Here is a 17,741-nt window from a genome sequence, read left to right on the forward strand (position 1 = left end):
CGTATTGGCATTGGGGCCACCGCTAAGATTCCTCATCTTGACCTGTTTTAGAGGTCTAGGTCGTCTTCAAAGTCGCCGGTTTCGATGCGGTCCTTGATCGTGGTGACGAAGCGGCCTGCATCTGCGCCGTCGATCAGCTGGTGATCGTAGGTGAATGGCAGGTAGCACATCTGGCGGATCGCGATGGAGTCGCTACCTTCCTCTGTAACGATGACCGGGCGCTTCTCAATCGCCGCGGTACCCAGGATGCCTGCCTGTGGCGGGGTGAGCACCGGCGTATCCAGCAGTGCACCTTCGGAACCGATGTTGGTCACCGTGAACGTTGCACCAGACAGGTCGTCCGGGCGCAGCTTCTTGTTGCGTGCGCGGGTCGCCAGGTCGTTGATAGCTTGCGCGATCTGCGCCAGGTTCAGGTCCTGTGCACGCTTGATCACCGGCACGAGCAGGCCCTGTGGCGTATCCACTGCGACACCAATATTGACGTCCTCGTGGTAGGTGATCTCCTTCTTCTCCGCATCGTAGGACGCGTTGACGTTCGGGTGGGAGACCAGGGCCTCGGCCGTCGCCTTGATGAAGAACGCGAGGTAGGTGATGTTGGCGTCGTGCTTCTTGATGAACTCCGGCTTCACGCGCTTGCGCAGCTCTGCGATGCGGGTGACATCGACTTCCTGAACGTGCGTGAGCTGAGCCGTGGTCTGCAGCGACTCGACCATCTTCGCAGCGGTGATCTCGCGGATGCGATTGACCTTCTGGGTGGTGCCGATCAGCGACTGCTTCTCCGGATCCACGGACTTGGTGGACCAGTTGGAGCGTGCGCCTTTCTTTTCCTCGGACTTCGGAGCCGATGCCTCGGTCTTGTCGTCGGATCCACCCTTCGCCGCAGCGATCACGTCCTGCTTGCGGATTCGGCCACCAACGCCAGTGCCCTCGACCGTGGAAAGATCAACGCCGTGCTTTTCTGCCAGCTTGCGCACGAGCGGGGTGACGTACGGGAGGGAACCGTCGGACTTGTTCACCTTGGTCGAAGCCTGCGATGCAGGCTTCTCGTCCTTCGGCTTCTCCTCCTTAGGCTCTTCAGCCTTCGGGGCTTCCTTCTTTTCTTCCTTTGTCTCTTCGGCCTTTGGAGCTTCCTTTTCAGCTGGCTTGGCGTCAGCGTCGCCGATGCGGGCGATGACTTCGCCGACCTCGACGGTGTCGTCTTCCTCAGCGAGGATCTCTACGAGGGTGCCTGCGACAGGGGAAGGAATCTCGGTATCGACCTTGTCGGTGGAGACCTCGAGCAGTGGCTCGTCGACCTCGACGGTGTCGCCGACTTCCTTCAGCCAGGTGGTGATGGTGCCTTCGGTGACGGATTCGCCGAGCTCAGGCATGGAGACGTCGGTAGCGTCGCCGGAGGCTGGCTTGTCAGCCTTCTCTTCCTCCGGAGCTTCCTTCTTTTCTTCCTTTGGCTCTTCGGCCTTTGGAGCTTCCTTTTCAGCTGGCTTGGCGTCAGCGTCGCCGATGCGGGCGATGACTTCGCCGACCTCGACGGTGTCGTCTTCCTCAGCGAGGATCTCTACGAGGGTGCCTGCGACAGGGGAAGGAATCTCGGTATCGACCTTGTCGGTGGAGACCTCGAGCAGTGGCTCGTCGACCTCGACGGTGTCGCCGACTTCCTTCAGCCAGGTGGTGATGGTGCCTTCGGTGACGGATTCGCCAAGCTCAGGCATGGAGACGTCGGTGGCGTTGCCGGAGGAAGGCTTGTCAGCCTTCTCTTCCTCCGGAGCTTTCTTTGGCTCCTCTTCTTCCTGAGGCTCCTCGTCCTTTGCCGAGTCCGATGCCGGGGCTTCGCCTTCTTCGCCGATAATCACAATCACGTCACCGACATCAACGGTGTCGTCTTCCTCGGCCTTAATCTCGAGGATTACACCGGCGACAGGGGAAGGAATCTCCGTGTCGACCTTATCGGTGGAAACCTCCAGCAATGGTTCGTCGACCTCTACCTTGTCGCCGACTTCCTTCAGCCAGGTGGTGATAGTGCCTTCCGTGACGGATTCGCCCAGCTCAGGCATCTCGACAGAGTGCGCCATAATTTAGTCTCCTCGCAGATACATTTTCGTAGAAGCTATACAGGTCAATAGCGTACCTGTCACCGAAGACTTTCGTGCCTTTCGGGGGCAACTAATTTGTTGAAGGCCACCAAACGCAGAATTGGGGCGTCGAGAAATATCCGTATGATGAGAGAAGTGTTTAACCTGTTCGGCAAGCGGAAGAAGCAGACCACCTTCAAACCCCCACGCGCGCCCGGCGAAACCATCCGGCCGGAAGACGCTGCCTACCTCCAGGAATGGGTTGCGCAGCGTGCCTTCGTTGAGGGGTTTGTTGAGCCGGAAACGATGGTCAACGAGATGTCCGTCGTGCTTGTCGATGAAGAGGGCAACTACACCCGCCGGCGCATCGGAGGTCCCAAAGGTATCGACGCCGTCGCTACGCTGCTGAATATATCTCTTTATGACGTCGAAGAGACCGGGTACCCGGACCGGATGCGTCGCAAGATGGAGCAAGAACGCATCCTGCGGAAGCGAGCGGAACAGAAAGAACGCCGCGCCAAGTTTGAGCGCGGCGAACATCCCTTTTCCTAAATCCGGGGACTAGTTGGCTTCAGCAATGCTGCGAAGCGTTGCAACGATCGTGCGCAGCGGGGCGCCGGTCGCGCGCTTCGGCGTGTAGCCGCGTGGCGAGCCACCGTTCCACGCCGGGCCGGCGACGTCGATGTGCACCCACTCGGTGTCCTCGCCGACGAAGCGAGACAGGTACAGGCCAGCGAACAGCATGCCGCCGGTACGGGCATTGTGGACGTTGCGGATATCGGCGACGGGGGACTTCAGCTCTTCTTCCTGTTCCTCCAGCAGTGGCATCGCCCAGGCCTGCTCGCCAACCTCGCGGCCCAGCGCAGCGACGCGGTCGCGGAACTCATCAGAGCCCATGACGCCGGCAGTGCGGTTGCCGAGGGCGACGAGCTGAGCGCCGGTCAGCGTGGACGTCTCAATCATGAAGTCAGGGTTATCTTCAGCCGCGCGTGCAATCGCGTCTGCCAGCACGAGGCGGCCTTCAGCATCGGTGTTGAGTACCTCGCTGGTGATGCCGCCGTAGTGGCGAATCACGTCGCCTGGGCGGGTGGCAGTGCCGGATGGCATGTTCTCCGCGAGTGGCAGCCAGGCGTCGACCGCAACATCCAGGTTGAGGCGGGCAGCTGCAACAATTGCGCCGAACTGAGCAGCAGAGCCGCCCATGTCGGAAATCATGTCCTCCATCTTTGCGCCCGGCTTGAGGGAGATGCCGCCGGTATCGAAGGTGATGCCCTTGCCAACCAACGCGACAGAGGACTTCGACGCGGAAGGCGTCCACTTCAGGTGCACTAAGCGAGGTGCGCGGGCGGAGCCTTTGCCGACCGCGAGGATGCCGCCGAAGCCCTGCTCCTCAAGCTGCTTTTCGTCGAACACATCGACCTCGAGTCCAACCTGCTTGCCGACGTTCTCGATGAGCTCCGCATACACGGCAGGGTAGAGGTGGTTCGACGGCGTGTTCACAAGATCGCGCGCCAGCATGACCGACTCGGCGAGAATCACTGCCTGGTCGAATGCTTCCTTTTCGTCGTCCTTGCCTACAACGGTGACGTCGGTAAGCCCGTGCTCGCCGTCGCAGCCGCACTGGCACGGGGCCTTGAAGCCTTTGTACTTGTACGCGCCGAGCAGCAGGCCCTCCACGACGGGGGCGACGCCGAACTCAGTCGAGATCACCGCAGACTCCGTGCCATACAGTGTGCGAGCCAGGGAACCGACAGCGCGACGGACAGTCTCGTCATCAATCTCATCGGCGTTGCCCAGGCCAAAGGCGATGACCAACTTCCCATCAACGACCACGCGGGTGATCTCGCCGGCGGTGCCCTTCGCGCCGACTGTCTCCAGCGCCTCGAGTGCACCCTTCGGTGCCAGTGAGGTCACTGGGACTTCAACCTTCGAGTCATCCGAGGTCACGGGTAGCAAGAGGGCAGCGGTGTCGCTCGGAGCGGACGTCGAAAAGTTGAGGGAGACGGAGTCGCCCCGGACCGGGAGCAGCGATTCAGGAACCGAAAAAGTCATGAGTACATGCGCCTTTCTTAAGATTATTGAACATCGCCAAGGGTACCTGGAATAAGGGACGCGTGGCGCGGGGCAAGCTATTTGTGCGTGGAAGAAAATATGGAATTCCGGTTCCAAAGAGTGGAATCGGGGAGTAGGGTGGTCTGCATGACTCAAGGCACACCATTTGAAATTATCCCGAATCCGAACAAGGCAACTGACGAAGAGCGCAATGCAGTGCTCGCAAACCCAGCCTTCGGGCAAGAGTTTACTGACCACATGGTCTCCATCGACTGGGACGAGGCCAACGGTTGGCATAACGCGCAGGTCCGCCCGTACGGGCCGATCTCGCTGGACCCGGCGACCAACGTCTTCCACTACGGGCAGGCGATCTTCGAAGGCCTGAAGGCATACCGTCACCACGACGGCTCGATCACGACGTTCCGCCCCGAGCAGAATGCGACGCGTTTTGCCCATTCCGCGCATCGCCTGGCAATGCCTGAGTTGCCGGAGGATCTGTTCATCGAGTCGCTGCAGCAGCTGGTGACGATTGATAAGGACTGGGTCCCCGAAGCTGGTGGGGAAGCGGCGCTGTACCTGCGTCCATTTATGATTGGCACCGAGAAGACGCTCGGGGTGAAGCCCTCGAGCACCTACACCTATTACCTCATTGCATCCCCAGCTGGCGCCTACTTCTCCGGCGGCGTCAAGCCCGTCAGCGTGTGGATCTCCGAGGAATACGTCCGCGCGGCGCCCGGCGGCACCGGTGACGCCAAGTTCGCTGGCAACTACGCGGGTTCCCTGCTCGCGCAGGCCGAGGCAGAAGAAAAGGGCTGCGACCAGGTTGTCTGGCTCGACGCCATTGAGCGCAAGTACATCGAAGAGATGGGCGGCATGAACCTCATGTTCGTCGAGGGCAGCGGGAAGGACGCGAAGTTGATCACCCCAGCACTGTCCGGTTCCCTCCTGGCGGGCATCACCCGCAAATCGCTGCTGCAGGTTGCGGAAGACCTCGGCTACAGCACCGAGGAGCGCAAGATCACGGTGGAGCAGTGGCACAAGGGCGCTGAAAACGGCACCATCAGTGAGACGCTTGCATGCGGTACCGCAGCGGTGATCACTCCGGTCGGGCGCGTGCTGAGCCGCCACGGTGAGTTCACCGTAAACAACAATGAGGCCGGCACCATCACCATGCAGCTGCGCGAGCGCCTGCGCGGTATCCAGGACGGCTCGGTCGAAGACGTCCACGGCTGGAACCACACGCTCGTCCCAGCCGAGAACTAGAGGGATCTCAGGCCGGGGCGCCCTCTGGGGCCTCCGGCCCGAGCACTGTAGTAACGAGCTCAGAAGCCAGGTTGATTTGCGGCAGCGCTGCGAGCGCGCCCACTCCCTGGTTGAGCGACAAGTCCAGTGCCAGCACCGGAATGATATCGAGGGCCTGGAGCGCCAGCATCTGGGCGGGTTCCGGACTGAGCTGGCCCGCCATGATCCACTGCTTCGTGCCGGGTGCGAGGCGCTCGGCGGCGTAGGCGGCGACGGTGGCGTAGAGGCCGTCGAAAAGTACGGGGGTTCGACGAACCGCGGCCTGCGCGAACATACCGACAAGGAACGCGAAATCTGGCCCCGAAAGCTCGGCAAGGACGCGGGGGACGTCGTCACTAAAGGTGCGCACCCGGAACATGGCGTCCCGAATTGCCGCAACTTTCACCTTCCAGACGTTGTCGTCGATGCCCGAGCCGCGTCCGATGACCTTGACCGGCTCGGTGCGCGACAGCGCGCCATAGACGGCGGCGGCGACCGTCGAATTGCCGACGCCAATGTCTCCAGGAATGAACAGGTCAACTCCACTGTCTACGCCCTGGTCAACGACGCGAGCACCGTGCGCGACTGCCTGCTCGAACGCCTCGGGCGTCATGGCGGCTTGCCGGTCTATCGCGCCTGTCGGCAGCGTTAAGTAGTCATTAATCTGAATAATCGACGCGCCCGCGGCTTCCGCAGCAACGCGAGCGACGCCGCCACCTGCCGCAATCTGCTTTACAGTGGTCCAGGCGGCGTCGTGTGGTTGCGCGGAAATACCGCGTGCTGCGACACCGTGGTTACCGGCGACAAGCACGCACTGCGGCTGACGGAACGCAACCGGGCACGTACGGTTTTGCACCGAGGCAGTCCACTCCGCAATCGTTCCCACGCGACCGAGACCGCGCCCCTCCGGGCTGCGCTGTAGTTCGCGGGCAAGCTCGCGGCGCAGGGTTTCGCTTGGATGCTCAATCGGGTCGAATGCAACAGCCATGAAACGTCCTTTGTCCGTTTAGTTCACGGTCTCGCCGATGCGCACCTGTGGCTTCGGCGAGCGCCACTTCCGCGGCTGCGACGCGCGCGAAAACGCGTACATACCAAGACCGAAACCGGTATCTGCAGTGCCCGGGAACTTCGCGCGCACAGCGTTGTTCGCACGCTTGCCGATCAGGAATGCCTCACCAAGAATCAGCACGATAAACACCATCGGCAAAATGGCGATGGCTCCGGCAATCTCGGGGTACCAAGAACCGATAAAGAGGATGAGGAACAGCAGGATCGCCAGAGGCATCGCGTAGTTGTTCATGAAGCGGCGAGAATCCACCCAGTCGCGGACGAAGCGGCGGGTTTCGCCACGGTCGCGGTCCATGAGGTAGCGCTCGTCGCCGGCGTCCATCTTGGCTTGGACCTCACGGTTGTGCTTCTTCGCCTCTTCGCGCTGCTGCTTCTTATAGGCTTTCCACTCCTCCTTCGACATCGACTTCTTTAACTCTTTGTTCTTCTGGTACTGCTGAGCAGGAGTCGTCGCGTTGGGGTCGCGCACTACGCCGCGCTTGATCTCCTGATCGATGCGCTTCGGCGTCGGCCGCCCCTTTGGAGGGGTGTAGCCCTTCGGGTACTTTTTCGCGGGTTCCGCGTCGGTTTCGGGAGTCTCCGCTCGATTCGCTGCGGCAGCAGCGGCGGCTGGAGCCTCATCAGATTTCTGCCAAGGAAGTTTCACGCTATACAGGCTACAAGGCCGTCCCCGAAAGTGGGGAATAAGCGCCCGCTCCCATACGCTGTAGACGATGACGGTGTGATGCGAGTACGCTAGTGCCACACTCCGAAGCACGCATCTTGCGTGAAGATATTCGCTAAGCAAGGAGAAAGAATGACTGCACCTACCTCTGCCACGGGCGTGACCCTTACTGAAGCAGCGGCTGCAAAGGCGAAGGCTCTGCTCGACCAGGAAGGCCGCGACGACCTTTCGCTTCGCATTGCTGTTCAGCCAGGTGGCTGCGCTGGCCTGCGCTACCAGCTGTACTTTGACGACCGCGAGCTCGACGGCGACAAGGCTGACGTTGTCGGGGGTGTGCGCCTCGTCGTGGACAAGATGAGCGTGCCGTACCTCACCGGTGCAACGATCGATTTCGCTGACACCATCGAGCAGCAGGGCTTCACCATCGATAACCCGAACGCTGGCTCGGCCTGCGCGTGCGGCGATAGCTTCAACTAAGCAGTAGCTTTTCGACGCCAACACCCCGCGCCCACCTCATGATTGAGGGGAGCGCGGGGTGTTTCGTCTGCGCGGACTATTTACAGCCGTACTCGGTGTCGAGCCACTGCTTGGCCTCCTCGAACGGCACATCGGTTTCGACGTCGGGCTGCACCGGATCTTCGGCGAACTCCTCGCCAGTGCGTGCCTTGTCCTTCGCGATAGTCAGCATCAGCAGGCTGCCGTCCGGGAAGTCGTACACCATGTTTGCCGACGCGTAGCCCGCAGTAGGGGACCCGAAACTGCGGGAGTGCTCGAGCCCCCGGAACGACAGCATCGTGGCCTCGCCCGACGAAGCAGTGTCGCCATCGACTAAGACCGCCACCGGCGCATCCCACTTCCCGCCAGAAGTCGTGATCGGGGTGCCGCCGCCGGTCACCGAGTTCCCCTCAACCGTGACCTGGGTAGTGTTCGTCCGAGAGACGAATTCGAGCACCGCGCCATCCGGCAACAGTGAGGAGAGGCCTGAGACCATTGGACCCATGTCGCCTCCGTCGTTGCCACGCAGGTCAACGACCGCCCCGCATGCCCCGGCATCACGTGCGGAAGCCAGACCTGTTGCGAGCGTGTCTGCGTAGCCCTGCACATCATCGTGCTGATCGACGCCAGGCACGGTTGCCACCGCAACGCGGCCCTCGACGCTGACTGCGGCTTCCGACTTCTCTTCCATAGTCCAGCCGAGGTTAGGGTTACCAGGTTCAATCAGACGGGAGTGCTTCCCGCCAGCAGCTTTGACTGCGTCCTCGAGGGCGGGGTAAACGTCGTGAAGCGTATCAGCCTGCTTTGCGGCCTCCTTTGCGCGGGCCTTCGCCTCCTCGAACTCTGTCGAGTCGGCGTAGATGCCCTGCTCGGCGAGCGCGAGCACCGTCGCGCTATACCGCTTCGGCGTCTGTGTCCCCGCGAAACGAGCGGTGCCCGTCAGCATCGCGGTGAGCGTCGGACCGTAGACGAACGCCACGGCGCCAACTGCGAGGAGCAGCGCACTGAGCATCGCGACGATGGTAGTCAGTACCCGTTTCTTGGTCCACATGAGCAGGTCCTCCTTAAAGCTGAACCGGGTATTCCTTGTGCTCGATGCCCGGATCAATGCGATGCTCGACAAAAATGCCGTGCCAGATCATAAACGCAAGCACCGTCCAAAGGCGACGCGAATGATCGGAAACACCGTCACGGTGCTCCTTGAGCATCTCCAGCACCTGGTCCTTGGCGAAGATATGGTCGGTCTGCGAATCGCGGATAGTGTCCTGCGCCCAGCCAAAGAGCTCATCGCCGGCCAGCCAGTGGCGCATCGGAACAGGGAATCCCAGCTTCTTGCGGTGGAGAACATGCGGCGGAACGATCTGCTCCATCGCCTTACGCAACGCGTACTTGGTGGTGCCGTGCGCGATCTTCTGGTCGTACGGAATCGTCTGTGCGACCTCAAAGACCTCCTTATCCAGGAACGGCACGCGCAACTCCAGCGAGTTCGCCATGTTCATCTTGTCCGCCTTGACCAAGATATCGCCGCGCATCCAGGTAAACAGGTCCAAGTTTTGCATCCGGGCAACTGGATCCATCTCTGTCGATGTGGCGTAAATCGGCGCGGTGACCTCGCGGTGGTCCCACTCATGCTTCGCCCACGGCAGCACACGCTGTAGTTGCTCGAAGTTAAAGGAACGAGCGTTACCGTAGTAACGGTCCTCCATTGGGGTCGTACCGCGTTCGAGTAAGCTCTTGCCCTTCATGCCTTCCGGCAGCACACGGCTTAGCCTGTTCAGTCCCCGTAGAAGAGGCGTCGGCAACTTCTCGAACGGCGCGAGCGACAGCGGTTCCTTATAGATGGTGTACCCACCGAACAGCTCGTCGGCACCCTCACCCGAGAGCACCACCTTGACGTGCTTGCGGGCCTCCTGTGCGACGAAGAACAGCGGGACAAGCGAAGGGTCCGCGACCGGATCATCGAGGTACCACATGATCTTCGGCACCGCGTCCGCGTACTCTTCAGGCGAGACAATCTTCACGATGTGCTCAACACCAATCGCCTCAGCGGACTCCGCAGCCACGTCTACCTCGGAGTAGCCCTCGCGCTCGAAGCCGGTGGTAAACGTCAGCAAGTTCGGATTGTGCCTCTTCGCCAGGGCCGCAATCGCTGTCGAATCAATGCCGCCCGAGAGGAAAGAACCGACGGTGACGTCCGCACGCATATGCTTCTCGACGGAGTCTTCGAGCGCCTGAGCGATCCTGTCGTAAAGCTTCTGTTCTTGACCTTGTGGGACTTGCTGTGGTTTGAAGTGTGGTTTGAAGTAGCGCTCCGATGTGACTTCACCGCCAGGCGTCAGTGACACCGTGCAGCCAGACTCCACGCGTCGAACGCTCTCGTGCAACGTTTCTGGTTCGGGAACATACTGCAGGTCAACGTAGTGCTCGATAGCTCGCCGATCTAACTCGAGACCAATCTCCAGCTCTGGAGCCATTTCTAGGATGGACTTTTTCTCGGAAGCGAACACGGTACCGACCGGGGTAGTGGCGTAAAACAAGGGCTTAATGCCGAATTGATCACGTGCCGCGAACATACGCTGTGTCTCGGTATCCCAAATGACAAACGCGAACATGCCTCGCAGGTGTTCGACAACCTTCTCTCCCCAGTGGTGGAAGCCGACTACGATTGGCTCACCGTCCCCCGAGGTATTGAAATTGTAGCCTGCCTCCTGCAGTTCCTCGCGAAGCTCGATGTAGTTATAAATCTCGCCGTTGAACGTCAGCGCGTAGCGCTCCGGATTCTCCTTCGGGCCCCAGCGTAGGGGTTGGTGAGAATGCTCGAGATCGATAATGGCAAGGCGGTTGAAACCAAAAACGGCGTGGTCGTCGTTCCAGGTGCCGGCGGCATCAGGGCCACGGTGATACATGCAGGGCAACGCGCGTTCCGCGGCTTCCACGAAGCTTGCAGCATTGCTGTTTGTGGTGAGTAGAGCCAACAGGCCACACATAGACTTGAAAACCTCTCCTATATATAAGGTGTACGCAGCCGTGCGGAGTGCTGGGCCACGAAGCATTTCTTCCAATCAACAATAGGGTTTTCTGTAGGAGATGCGCGAACCAGCGAAACCAGCGCCAAAATGCGGAAATTCTTCATCCTTTATTCGGTCCCCAAAAGGGGGCCAACTTATGGTTGAGCAATTTGGGTGAAAAATAAAGCTCTTACCAGGACGTTTGTACCGTTTTATGCAAAACCCGTTGAGTGCACCGCTTTTGCATACACGGTAAAAGATGTCAGCTGACAGCGAATGCTTACCTCGACTCAAAATCAAAAGAATTCAGAGGCGATGCGCCTTATCCACTATTCTGACGGAGTAACAATGCTTGGGCGCACCTGTTTGTGCGTCCTGCCGTAAACAGCGAGTGTGGACAGGAAGGCAGACACACGTGGAAAAGGTAAAGGACCGCAACTTCGCGAAGAAAATCGCAGTTGCCGGATCGCTCCTGCTGGGCGGTCTCGCGCTGACGGGCTGTGAGGTTGCACCGCCAGAGGCGCTCTCGAAGGTGCTGGATATGGGTTGGCCAGATCCTGTTACCCCTGAGGGTGAGCAGATGTACAACTTCTGGGTATGGACCTGGGTTGCAGCATGGATTATCGGCATCATCATGTGGGGCTTGTTCCTCACCGCGATTTTCAAGTGGAACGCGAAGAGCCAGGAGAAGCGCGGCAAGTCTGAGTTCCCGAAGCAGCTCCAGTACAACGTGCCGCTGGAACTTGTGCTGACGATCATTCCGATCGTCATTGTTATGGTGCTCTTCTTCTTCACCGTCCAGGCGCAGACGAAGACTACAGCCCTCGGCAAGGACCCGAAGGTGACGGTTGACGTAACCGCATACCAGTGGAACTGGAAGTTTGGCTACGCAAACGTTGACGGTGAGTTCACCTCGAACGGTCAGGCATATGACGGTGTTGACACCGAGCGTCAGGCCAAGGCTGAGGCAACGAAGTACGACGACGAGAATATTAAGAACCCGAACCCAATCCACGGCACTTCTACCGGTGACCTCTCGTACCTCAATTTCAATGAGATTGAGACTCTCGGAACCACCGAAGAGGTTCCGGTGCTCGTCCTGCCAACCGATCGTGCGATTGAGTTCCGTCTCGCATCCGGTGACGTGAACCACGCATTCTGGGTTCCTGAATTCCTCTTCAAGCGTGATACCTACGCTCACCCAGAGGTGAACCAGCAGCAGCGTGCATTCCAGATTGAGAAGATCGATAAGACTGGCGCATTCGTTGGTCGCTGTGCCGAGATGTGCGGTACTTACCACTCGATGATGAACTTCGAGGTTCGTGCCGTGACCCCAGAAAAGTTTGCTCAGTACATTCAGTTCCGTATTGACAACCCTGAGGCGCCAAACTCCGATGCGCTCGCATCCATCGGCGAAGCGCCGTACGCCACCTCCACACGTCCGTTCGTGTCTGACCGCCACGGCACCCGCGACGGCAACAACACCAACGACCCTAACGCGACGGTATAGAAAGAGAAGGCAGAGAAATGGCAACTGGTTCAAAAGTTTTCTACGCAATCGGTACCTTCCTGGCGCTGATGGCAGTCTTCTACATGATCAGCACAGCGTGGATTGGCGAAGATGCTTACCTCTACGGGCTCGAATGGGTCGGTGGCGTTGGCTTAGTTCTCGCTACTGCGCTCTGCTTCATGCTCGCCGTCTACCTCGACATCACCGAGCGTCGCATGGACGTTGTTCCGGAAGACTGGGAAGAGGCAGAGGTTGAAGATGGCGCAGGCGTGCTCGGCTTCTTCTCGCCAAGCTCCATCTGGCCGTTCGCAATGTCTGGTGCGGTTATGTTCCTCGGACTCGGAATTGCATTCTGGCAGCTGTGGCTCGTCGTGTTTGGCGCAGTATTCCTCGTGTGGACCACTACGCAGCTGAATCTCCAGTACGGTATCCCGCGCGAGAAGCACTAAAGATTCGCTGACCTCCCCGCCTTCGGGAGGTGTCGGCGAAAACTGATCCCCTTCAGCTAAGGCTGAGGGGGATTTTTGCTTGCTATTTTCATCCTTTCGGTTGAACTCATTCGTAACACTTGGGGGTCATACGAAAGTAGGTCTACAGTCGGAAACGGCAGCGGTGGAATGTGAGTCCCATCACTATTGGGAACTTTTGAAACACCGCAAAGAGTCGATGAAAAAGAATCCTGGATTGCCTAAAAATCAGCCGAAAGTGAGCTGAATGAAGTCGAGAAAGTTGTGACCTGCATTGATGTAGTCGGATGAGTGGCTAGAAAAGTTCCCGGTATTGCAGAAAGTTATTTCCTTCGAGCGCTATTAGGCCAGAAAAGGCAGGTTAGCGCGAAATCTGCCGGAAAGTTTGTGGGTGAAAGGAGATGACTTTGACCCGAAAACAGGGGATAATCACATGCGTGACGACCGCAATTTCTAACCAAGGTATGGCGACACCGCAGAATCGTGTCCCGGCGCTGAACCGACCAAACATGGTCAGCGTTGGCACGATCGCGTTCCTCGCCCAAGAGTTGATGTTCTTTGCCGGTTTGTTCGCGATGTATTTCACCTCGCGTGCAAACGGTATGACCGCAGGCGACTGGGATAACCAGACGGCACACCTGAACGTGATGTTCGGCTTGATCATCACGATCGTGCTTGTGTCTTCTTCCGTGACTTCTCAGTTCGGCGTATTTGCAGCAGAAAGGGGTGACGTTTTTGGGCTCCGCAAATGGTTCACGGTAACTATCGCGCTTGGCGTTGTCTTCCTCGGACTCGTGGCTTTCGAGTGGGGAGAAATGATCATGCACGGCGTGACCATTCAGGCGAGTGTCTTCGGGTCAGTGTTCTTCATCATCACTGGCTTCCACATGGCGCACGTGACCGCCGGCATTATTGCCTTCGTGGTTGTGCTGCTCCGCGTATCTAAGTCGAAGTTCACTCCGGCACAAGCTACTGCAGCAATGGTGACCTCTTACTACTGGCACTTTGTTGACGTAATTTGGGTCGGCGTCTTCATTACTCTGTATATCGTTCAATAGGTATCTGATACGTAGAGTCGCCGTCGAAATGACGGAAGGCCATTTATCTGTATTAGACACTGACGCTCAAAGGGAACAAGATGGAAAAATCACCTAAGAAAAAGCGCAGTCGGCGCAAGGCGCAGCGCACCTTTGCTGGTGCAGCAGCCTTGACGCTCGGCCTCACGGGTGCGGGTTTCCTCGCATCGGCGCTTGCCCCGAACGCGCAGGTCGCTACTGCGCAAAAAGATGACCAGGCAATGATTCAAGAAGGCAAGGACATTTACGACGTCGCTTGCATCACTTGCCATGGCGCAAACCTCCAGGGTGTTGAAGGCCGCGGCCCGTCCCTGATCGGCACCGGCGAAGGTGCTGTGTACTTCCAGGTCAACTCCGGACGTATGCCGATGATGTCGAATGACGCTCAGGCTGAACGCAAGCGTCCTCGTTACACCGAGTCTCAAGCACTGGCACTGGCTGCCTATGTTGCTGCCAACGGTGGGGGACCGGAGCTGGTGTACAACCCAGACGGATCACTCGCGAAAGAAGAGCTTCGCGGTAAGAACTACGATGGCCAGATTCAGGCTGGCGACGTCGCACGTGGCGGCGAGCTCTTCCGCTTGAACTGCGCGTCTTGCCACAACTTCACCGGCCGCGGTGGCGCACTGTCTTCTGGTAAGTACGCGCCGGAGTTGGACCCTGCGAATGAGCAGGAGATCTACCAGGCGATGCTGACCGGCCCGCAGAACATGCCAAAGTTCTCGGACCGCCAGCTCAGTGCCGACGAGAAGCGCGACATCATTGCGTTTATTAAGTCTTCGAAAGAAACCCCAAGCCCTGGCGGTTACGCCCTTGGTGGCCTTGGCCCAGTTTCTGAAGGTATGGCTATGTGGATGATCGGCGTAACGCTCGTTGCTGCCGCAGCTATCTGGATTGGATCGCGCTCATGAGTGAAGTAAACAAGAACTACACATCCCAAGATTTGGACCGCATGAATAATGCGGAGCTCGCTGCTCTGGGCACGGAACTCGACGACGTCACCGTTGCGTACCGCAAGGAGCGGTTCCCAGTTGATGGCGACCCACGCGAGAAGTCTTCCGAACTCGGAATCAACATTTGGTTGATTATTTCGGTGCTCTGCGGAATCGCGTTCCTCGGTGTCTACCTCTTCTGGCCATGGGAGCCACGCTTCCACGGCGATGAAGGACTTTGGGTTTACACGCTTTACACGCCACTGCTCGGCCTTACTTCTGGTGTCGGTTTTGCCGCCCTGGGTATCGCGATTGTCCAGTACGTGAAGAAGTTCATCCCTGAGGAGATCTCCGTACAGCGTCGTCACGACGGCCGTTCTTCCGAATTGGACCGTCGCACGACGACCGCTCTGCTGAATGATGCCTGGGAGACTTCCACCCTTGGTCGTCGCAAGGCAATGAAGGGTCTGCTTGGCACCGCTGGTGTTCTCGCCGGCCTCATGGTCGTTGCACCCCTCGGTGGCATGATCAAAAACCCGTGGAAGAAGCGCCACGACCTTAACTACTTAGGTGATGGCACGCTTTGGACACACGGGTGGACCATGCAGGAGAAGGGCGTCAAGGTTTACCTCGGTCGCGACACTGGCGCGATCGCCGAGCTGCACGAAGGCGTAGCTGGCTCGCACTACTCCACGGCAGGTGTTTCCCGCCTGGTGCGTATGCGTCCAGAAGACCTCGCTGCTGCTTCCATGGAGACGGTATTCCCGCTCTACCCGGAGGATGTCAACGATGGTGACATTTACGACCCAGAGCGCGACGTATACGAACATCACATGCACTCGCTGCATGGCCCTCGTAACGCAGTTATGCTGATCCGCCTTCGCTCTGAGGACGCACGCCGCGTCGTTGAGCGTGAAGGTCAGGAAGATTTCCACTACGGGGATTACTACGCATACTCCAAGATTTGTACGCACATTGGTTGCCCGACCTCGCTTTACGAAGCGCAGACGAACCGCATCCTTTGTCCGTGCCACCAGTCGCAGTTCGACGCACTGCAGTACGGCAAGCCGATCTTCGGACCGGCTGCCCGTGCTCTGCCTCAGCTTCCTGTGACTGTTGACGAAGACGGTTACCTCATCGCCAACGGAAACTTCATCGAGCCCGTCGGCCCGGCATTCTGGGAGCGTAAATCCTAATGAGTACTAAACTTGCACAAGCCGCGGACAACGTTGATTCGCGGTACACGGTAGCCGGTTTCCTCCGGCCACAGTTGAATAAGGTCTTCCCGAGCCACTGGTCTTTCATGCTCGGTGAGATGGCGCTGTACAGCTTCATTATCTTGCTGCTGACAGGTATTTACCTCGCGCTGTTCTTTGACCCTTCCATTACGAAGGTGATCTACGACGGCGGGTACCTACCGCTCAACGGCGTGGAGATGTCACGCGCGTACGCCACGGCTCTGAATATTTCATTCGAGGTCCGCGGTGGCCTGTTCGTTCGTCAGATGCACCACTGGGCTGCGCTGATGTTCATGATGGCGATGTTCGCCCACATGATGCGTATCTTTTTCACCGGTGCGTTCCGCCGCCCACGTGAGGCTAACTGGGTCATCGGCGTTACCCTGATTCTCATCGGCATGGCCGAAGGCTTCATGGGTTACTCCCTGCCAGACGACCTGCTCTCTGGTGTTGGCCTCCGTATTATGTCCGCCATCATTGTTGGTATCCCGATCATCGGCACCTGGATGCACTGGGCAATCTTCGGCGGCGACTTCCCGTCTGACCTGATGCTGGATCGCTTCTACATCCTGCACGTTCTGATCCTTCCGGGCGTGATCCTGGCTCTGATCGCAGCGCACCTGCTGCTCGTCTGGTTCCAGAAGCACACCCAGTTCCCAGGCCCTGGTCGTACGGAGAACAACGTTGTTGGCATCCGCATTATGCCGGTCTTCGCGGTCAAGGCAATCGGCTTCATGATGGTTGTCTTCGGTGTCCTCGCTGCTATGGCTGGTCTGACCACCATCAACGGCATTTGGAACATCGGTCCATACAACCCGTCGCAGGTCTCTGCCGGTTCGCAGCCTGACGTTTACATGCTGTGGACTGACGGCGCAGCTCGTGTCATGCCAGCGTGGGAGCTCTACCTCGGCCCGTACACCATTCCGGGTGCCTTCTGGGTTGCCCTCATGTGTGGCGTGATGGTCGTCCTGCTGATCAGCTACCCGTTCATCGAAGCGAAGGTGACCGGTGACACTGCGCACCACAACCTGCTGCAGCGCCCTCGTGACGTTCCAGTGCGTACCGGCCTCGGTGTGATGGCACTCGTGTTCTTCCTGTTGCTGACCGTTTCCGGTGGCAACGACCACGTTGCTCACTTCTTCCAGATCTCGCTGAATGCGATGACCTGGTTCGGTCGCATCGGTCTCATTGTCTTGCCGCCGTTCGCATACTGGCTGACCTACCGTATTTGTGTTGGTCTGCAGCGTTCCGACCGTGAGGTTCTGGAGCACGGTATCGAAACGGGCATCATCAAGAAGCTGCCTAACGGTGCGTTTGTGGAGATCCACCAGCCGCTTGGCCCAGTCGACGAGCATGGACACCCAGTGCCACTCGATTACGCTGGTGCTCCGGTTCCGAAGCGACTCAACCAGCTCGGCTTCGCTGACTCCGAGACCATCGGTAAATTCAAGCCTGCTGAGCTTGGCGTTTCCGAGCGCGTCCGGGACGCGCAGCGCGAGAACCACCATGAGGAGATCGAGACGTTGCGCAAGCTCGAGGAAACCAAACACCTCGATGACCGCAATGCTTCTGAATAGGCTCTAACACACTAGCGGTCGCTCAAGGCGCCCTGGTTGGTTGTACGAGAGTACAGCTGGCCAGGGCATTTTTGTATGTCTGGTCAGTTCACTTTTGGAACTCAGCACCTTTATCTCGCCCGTGCTATGACACGAGCCCACTTCTGACTTCGTTCTGTTACGGCACTTGGTATAAATGCGGAGCAATGGCTCACCGCTTCACGTCTGAAGGCGGAGGAATTTGAAGCCATTTCGAAGCGTTATGGAAGCGTTACACAATATTAGTGAGTAATGTCACATAAGAGTGATTTAGTGCATTCTTACC

At 58.6% G+C, this 17,741-nt stretch carries 15 protein-coding genes; 9 read left to right on the forward strand and 6 right to left on the reverse strand.

The window, feature by feature from the left end:
- Window positions 1–47 precede the first annotated feature (47 nt).
- Window positions 48–2,069: a 2-oxoglutarate dehydrogenase, E2 component, dihydrolipoamide succinyltransferase gene (gene sucB, locus BJP06_RS00255; protein WP_071572443.1), complete on the reverse strand. Its 2,022-nt coding sequence runs from the start codon at window positions 2,067–2,069 to the stop codon at window positions 48–50.
- A 156-nt stretch (window positions 2,070–2,225) separates the two neighbouring features.
- On the opposite strand from sucB, the gene BJP06_RS00260 reads away from it, so the two are divergent.
- Window positions 2,226–2,621: an oxidoreductase gene (locus BJP06_RS00260; protein WP_070363466.1), complete on the forward strand. Its 396-nt coding sequence runs from the start codon at window positions 2,226–2,228 to the stop codon at window positions 2,619–2,621.
- 9 nt (window positions 2,622–2,630) lie between these two features.
- On the opposite strand, the gene BJP06_RS00265 is transcribed toward BJP06_RS00260, so the two are convergent.
- A complete protein-coding gene (locus BJP06_RS00265) occupies window positions 2,631–4,121 on the reverse strand; it encodes a leucyl aminopeptidase (RefSeq protein WP_071572445.1) in 1,491 nt (496 codons plus the stop codon).
- A 147-nt stretch (window positions 4,122–4,268) separates the two neighbouring features.
- Here BJP06_RS00265 and BJP06_RS00270 point away from each other — a divergent pair, with 147 nt between their 5' ends.
- On the forward strand, window positions 4,269–5,384 hold the full coding sequence (locus BJP06_RS00270) for a branched-chain amino acid aminotransferase (protein WP_070362184.1): 1,116 nt from the start codon (window positions 4,269–4,271) through the stop codon (window positions 5,382–5,384).
- A gap of 7 nt (window positions 5,385–5,391) precedes the next feature.
- Here the strand turns inward: BJP06_RS00270 and BJP06_RS00275 are convergent, their stop codons facing one another.
- Both BJP06_RS00275 and BJP06_RS00280 read right to left on the reverse strand, forming a co-directional pair.
- Window positions 5,392–6,390 (reverse strand): nicotinate-nucleotide--dimethylbenzimidazole phosphoribosyltransferase, encoded by a 999-nt coding sequence (locus BJP06_RS00275; protein WP_071572446.1) that lies wholly within the window; start codon window positions 6,388–6,390, stop codon window positions 5,392–5,394.
- 18 nt (window positions 6,391–6,408) lie between these two features.
- Window positions 6,409–7,116, reverse strand: a complete 708-nt coding sequence (locus tag BJP06_RS00280; RefSeq protein WP_083433138.1) for a DUF3043 domain-containing protein — start codon at window positions 7,114–7,116, stop codon at window positions 6,409–6,411.
- 150 nt (window positions 7,117–7,266) lie between these two features.
- On the opposite strand from BJP06_RS00280, the gene BJP06_RS00285 reads away from it, so the two are divergent.
- Entirely contained in the window at window positions 7,267–7,611 is a 345-nt protein-coding gene (locus tag BJP06_RS00285; protein WP_070362187.1) for an iron-sulfur cluster assembly accessory protein, read from the forward strand.
- Window positions 7,612–7,687: 76 nt separating this feature from the next.
- On the opposite strand, the gene BJP06_RS00290 is transcribed toward BJP06_RS00285, so the two are convergent.
- Complete coding sequence (locus BJP06_RS00290; RefSeq protein WP_071572448.1) at window positions 7,688–8,680, reverse strand: S41 family peptidase; 993 nt, start codon at window positions 8,678–8,680, stop codon at window positions 7,688–7,690.
- Between the two features lie 13 nt (window positions 8,681–8,693).
- Window positions 8,694–10,616 (reverse strand): asparagine synthase (glutamine-hydrolyzing), encoded by a 1,923-nt coding sequence (asnB, locus tag BJP06_RS00295; RefSeq protein ID WP_071572450.1) that lies wholly within the window; start codon window positions 10,614–10,616, stop codon window positions 8,694–8,696.
- Between the two features lie 436 nt (window positions 10,617–11,052).
- Here asnB and BJP06_RS00300 point away from each other — a divergent pair, with 436 nt between their 5' ends.
- The 6 genes from BJP06_RS00300 to BJP06_RS00330 all read left to right on the forward strand — a co-directional run bounded on the left by BJP06_RS00300 (window position 11,053) and on the right by BJP06_RS00330 (window position 17,437).
- The gene (locus tag BJP06_RS00300; RefSeq protein ID WP_070362189.1) at window positions 11,053–12,147 is read left to right on the forward strand and encodes a cytochrome c oxidase subunit II; all 1,095 of its coding nucleotides are present in this window, start codon (window positions 11,053–11,055) and stop codon (window positions 12,145–12,147) included.
- 17 nt (window positions 12,148–12,164) lie between these two features.
- The gene (locus BJP06_RS00305) at window positions 12,165–12,596 is read left to right on the forward strand and encodes a cytochrome c oxidase subunit 4 (RefSeq protein WP_070362190.1); all 432 of its coding nucleotides are present in this window, start codon (window positions 12,165–12,167) and stop codon (window positions 12,594–12,596) included.
- 455 nt (window positions 12,597–13,051) lie between these two features.
- Window positions 13,052–13,672, forward strand: coding sequence for a heme-copper oxidase subunit III (locus BJP06_RS00315; RefSeq protein ID WP_176754846.1), 621 nt, complete (start codon window positions 13,052–13,054; stop codon window positions 13,670–13,672).
- Window positions 13,673–13,752: 80 nt separating this feature from the next.
- On the forward strand, window positions 13,753–14,601 hold the full coding sequence (locus BJP06_RS00320) for a cytochrome c (RefSeq protein ID WP_070362191.1): 849 nt from the start codon (window positions 13,753–13,755) through the stop codon (window positions 14,599–14,601).
- The gene (locus BJP06_RS00325) at window positions 14,598–15,818 is read left to right on the forward strand and encodes a ubiquinol-cytochrome c reductase iron-sulfur subunit (protein WP_070362192.1); all 1,221 of its coding nucleotides are present in this window, start codon (window positions 14,598–14,600) and stop codon (window positions 15,816–15,818) included. The genes BJP06_RS00320 and BJP06_RS00325 overlap by 4 nt, the downstream gene beginning before the upstream one ends.
- Entirely contained in the window at window positions 15,818–17,437 is a 1,620-nt protein-coding gene (locus tag BJP06_RS00330) for a cytochrome bc complex cytochrome b subunit (RefSeq protein WP_070478762.1), read from the forward strand. Before BJP06_RS00325 ends, BJP06_RS00330 begins: the two co-directional genes overlap by 1 nt.
- Window positions 17,438–17,741: the final 304 nt, after the last annotated feature.

This window comes from Corynebacterium sp. NML120713 (genome assembly GCF_001875735.1).
Lineage (GTDB): Bacteria > Actinomycetota > Actinomycetes > Mycobacteriales > Mycobacteriaceae > Corynebacterium > Corynebacterium pseudogenitalium.

Excerpts from the sequence above, each read along its gene's own strand:
- BJP06_RS00275 (WP_071572446.1), bottom strand. The coding sequence starts at position 6,390 with ATGGCTGTTGCATTCGACCCGATTGAGCATCCAAGCGAAACCCTGCGC.
- BJP06_RS00270 (WP_070362184.1), top strand. The coding sequence starts at position 4,269 with ATGACTCAAGGCACACCATTTGAAATTATCCCGAATCCGAACAAGGCA.
- BJP06_RS00290 (WP_071572448.1), bottom strand. The coding sequence starts at position 8,680 with ATGTGGACCAAGAAACGGGTACTGACTACCATCGTCGCGATGCTCAGT.
- asnB (WP_071572450.1), bottom strand. The coding sequence starts at position 10,616 with ATGTGTGGCCTGTTGGCTCTACTCACCACAAACAGCAATGCTGCAAGC.
- BJP06_RS00285 (WP_070362187.1), top strand. The coding sequence starts at position 7,267 with ATGACTGCACCTACCTCTGCCACGGGCGTGACCCTTACTGAAGCAGCG.
- BJP06_RS00330 (WP_070478762.1), top strand. The coding sequence starts at position 15,818 with ATGAGTACTAAACTTGCACAAGCCGCGGACAACGTTGATTCGCGGTAC.
- sucB (WP_071572443.1), bottom strand. The coding sequence starts at position 2,069 with ATGGCGCACTCTGTCGAGATGCCTGAGCTGGGCGAATCCGTCACGGAA.
- BJP06_RS00265 (WP_071572445.1), bottom strand. The coding sequence starts at position 4,121 with ATGACTTTTTCGGTTCCTGAATCGCTGCTCCCGGTCCGGGGCGACTCC.
- BJP06_RS00325 (WP_070362192.1), top strand. The coding sequence starts at position 14,598 with ATGAGTGAAGTAAACAAGAACTACACATCCCAAGATTTGGACCGCATG.
- BJP06_RS00305 (WP_070362190.1), top strand. The coding sequence starts at position 12,165 with ATGGCAACTGGTTCAAAAGTTTTCTACGCAATCGGTACCTTCCTGGCG.
- BJP06_RS00320 (WP_070362191.1), top strand. The coding sequence starts at position 13,753 with ATGGAAAAATCACCTAAGAAAAAGCGCAGTCGGCGCAAGGCGCAGCGC.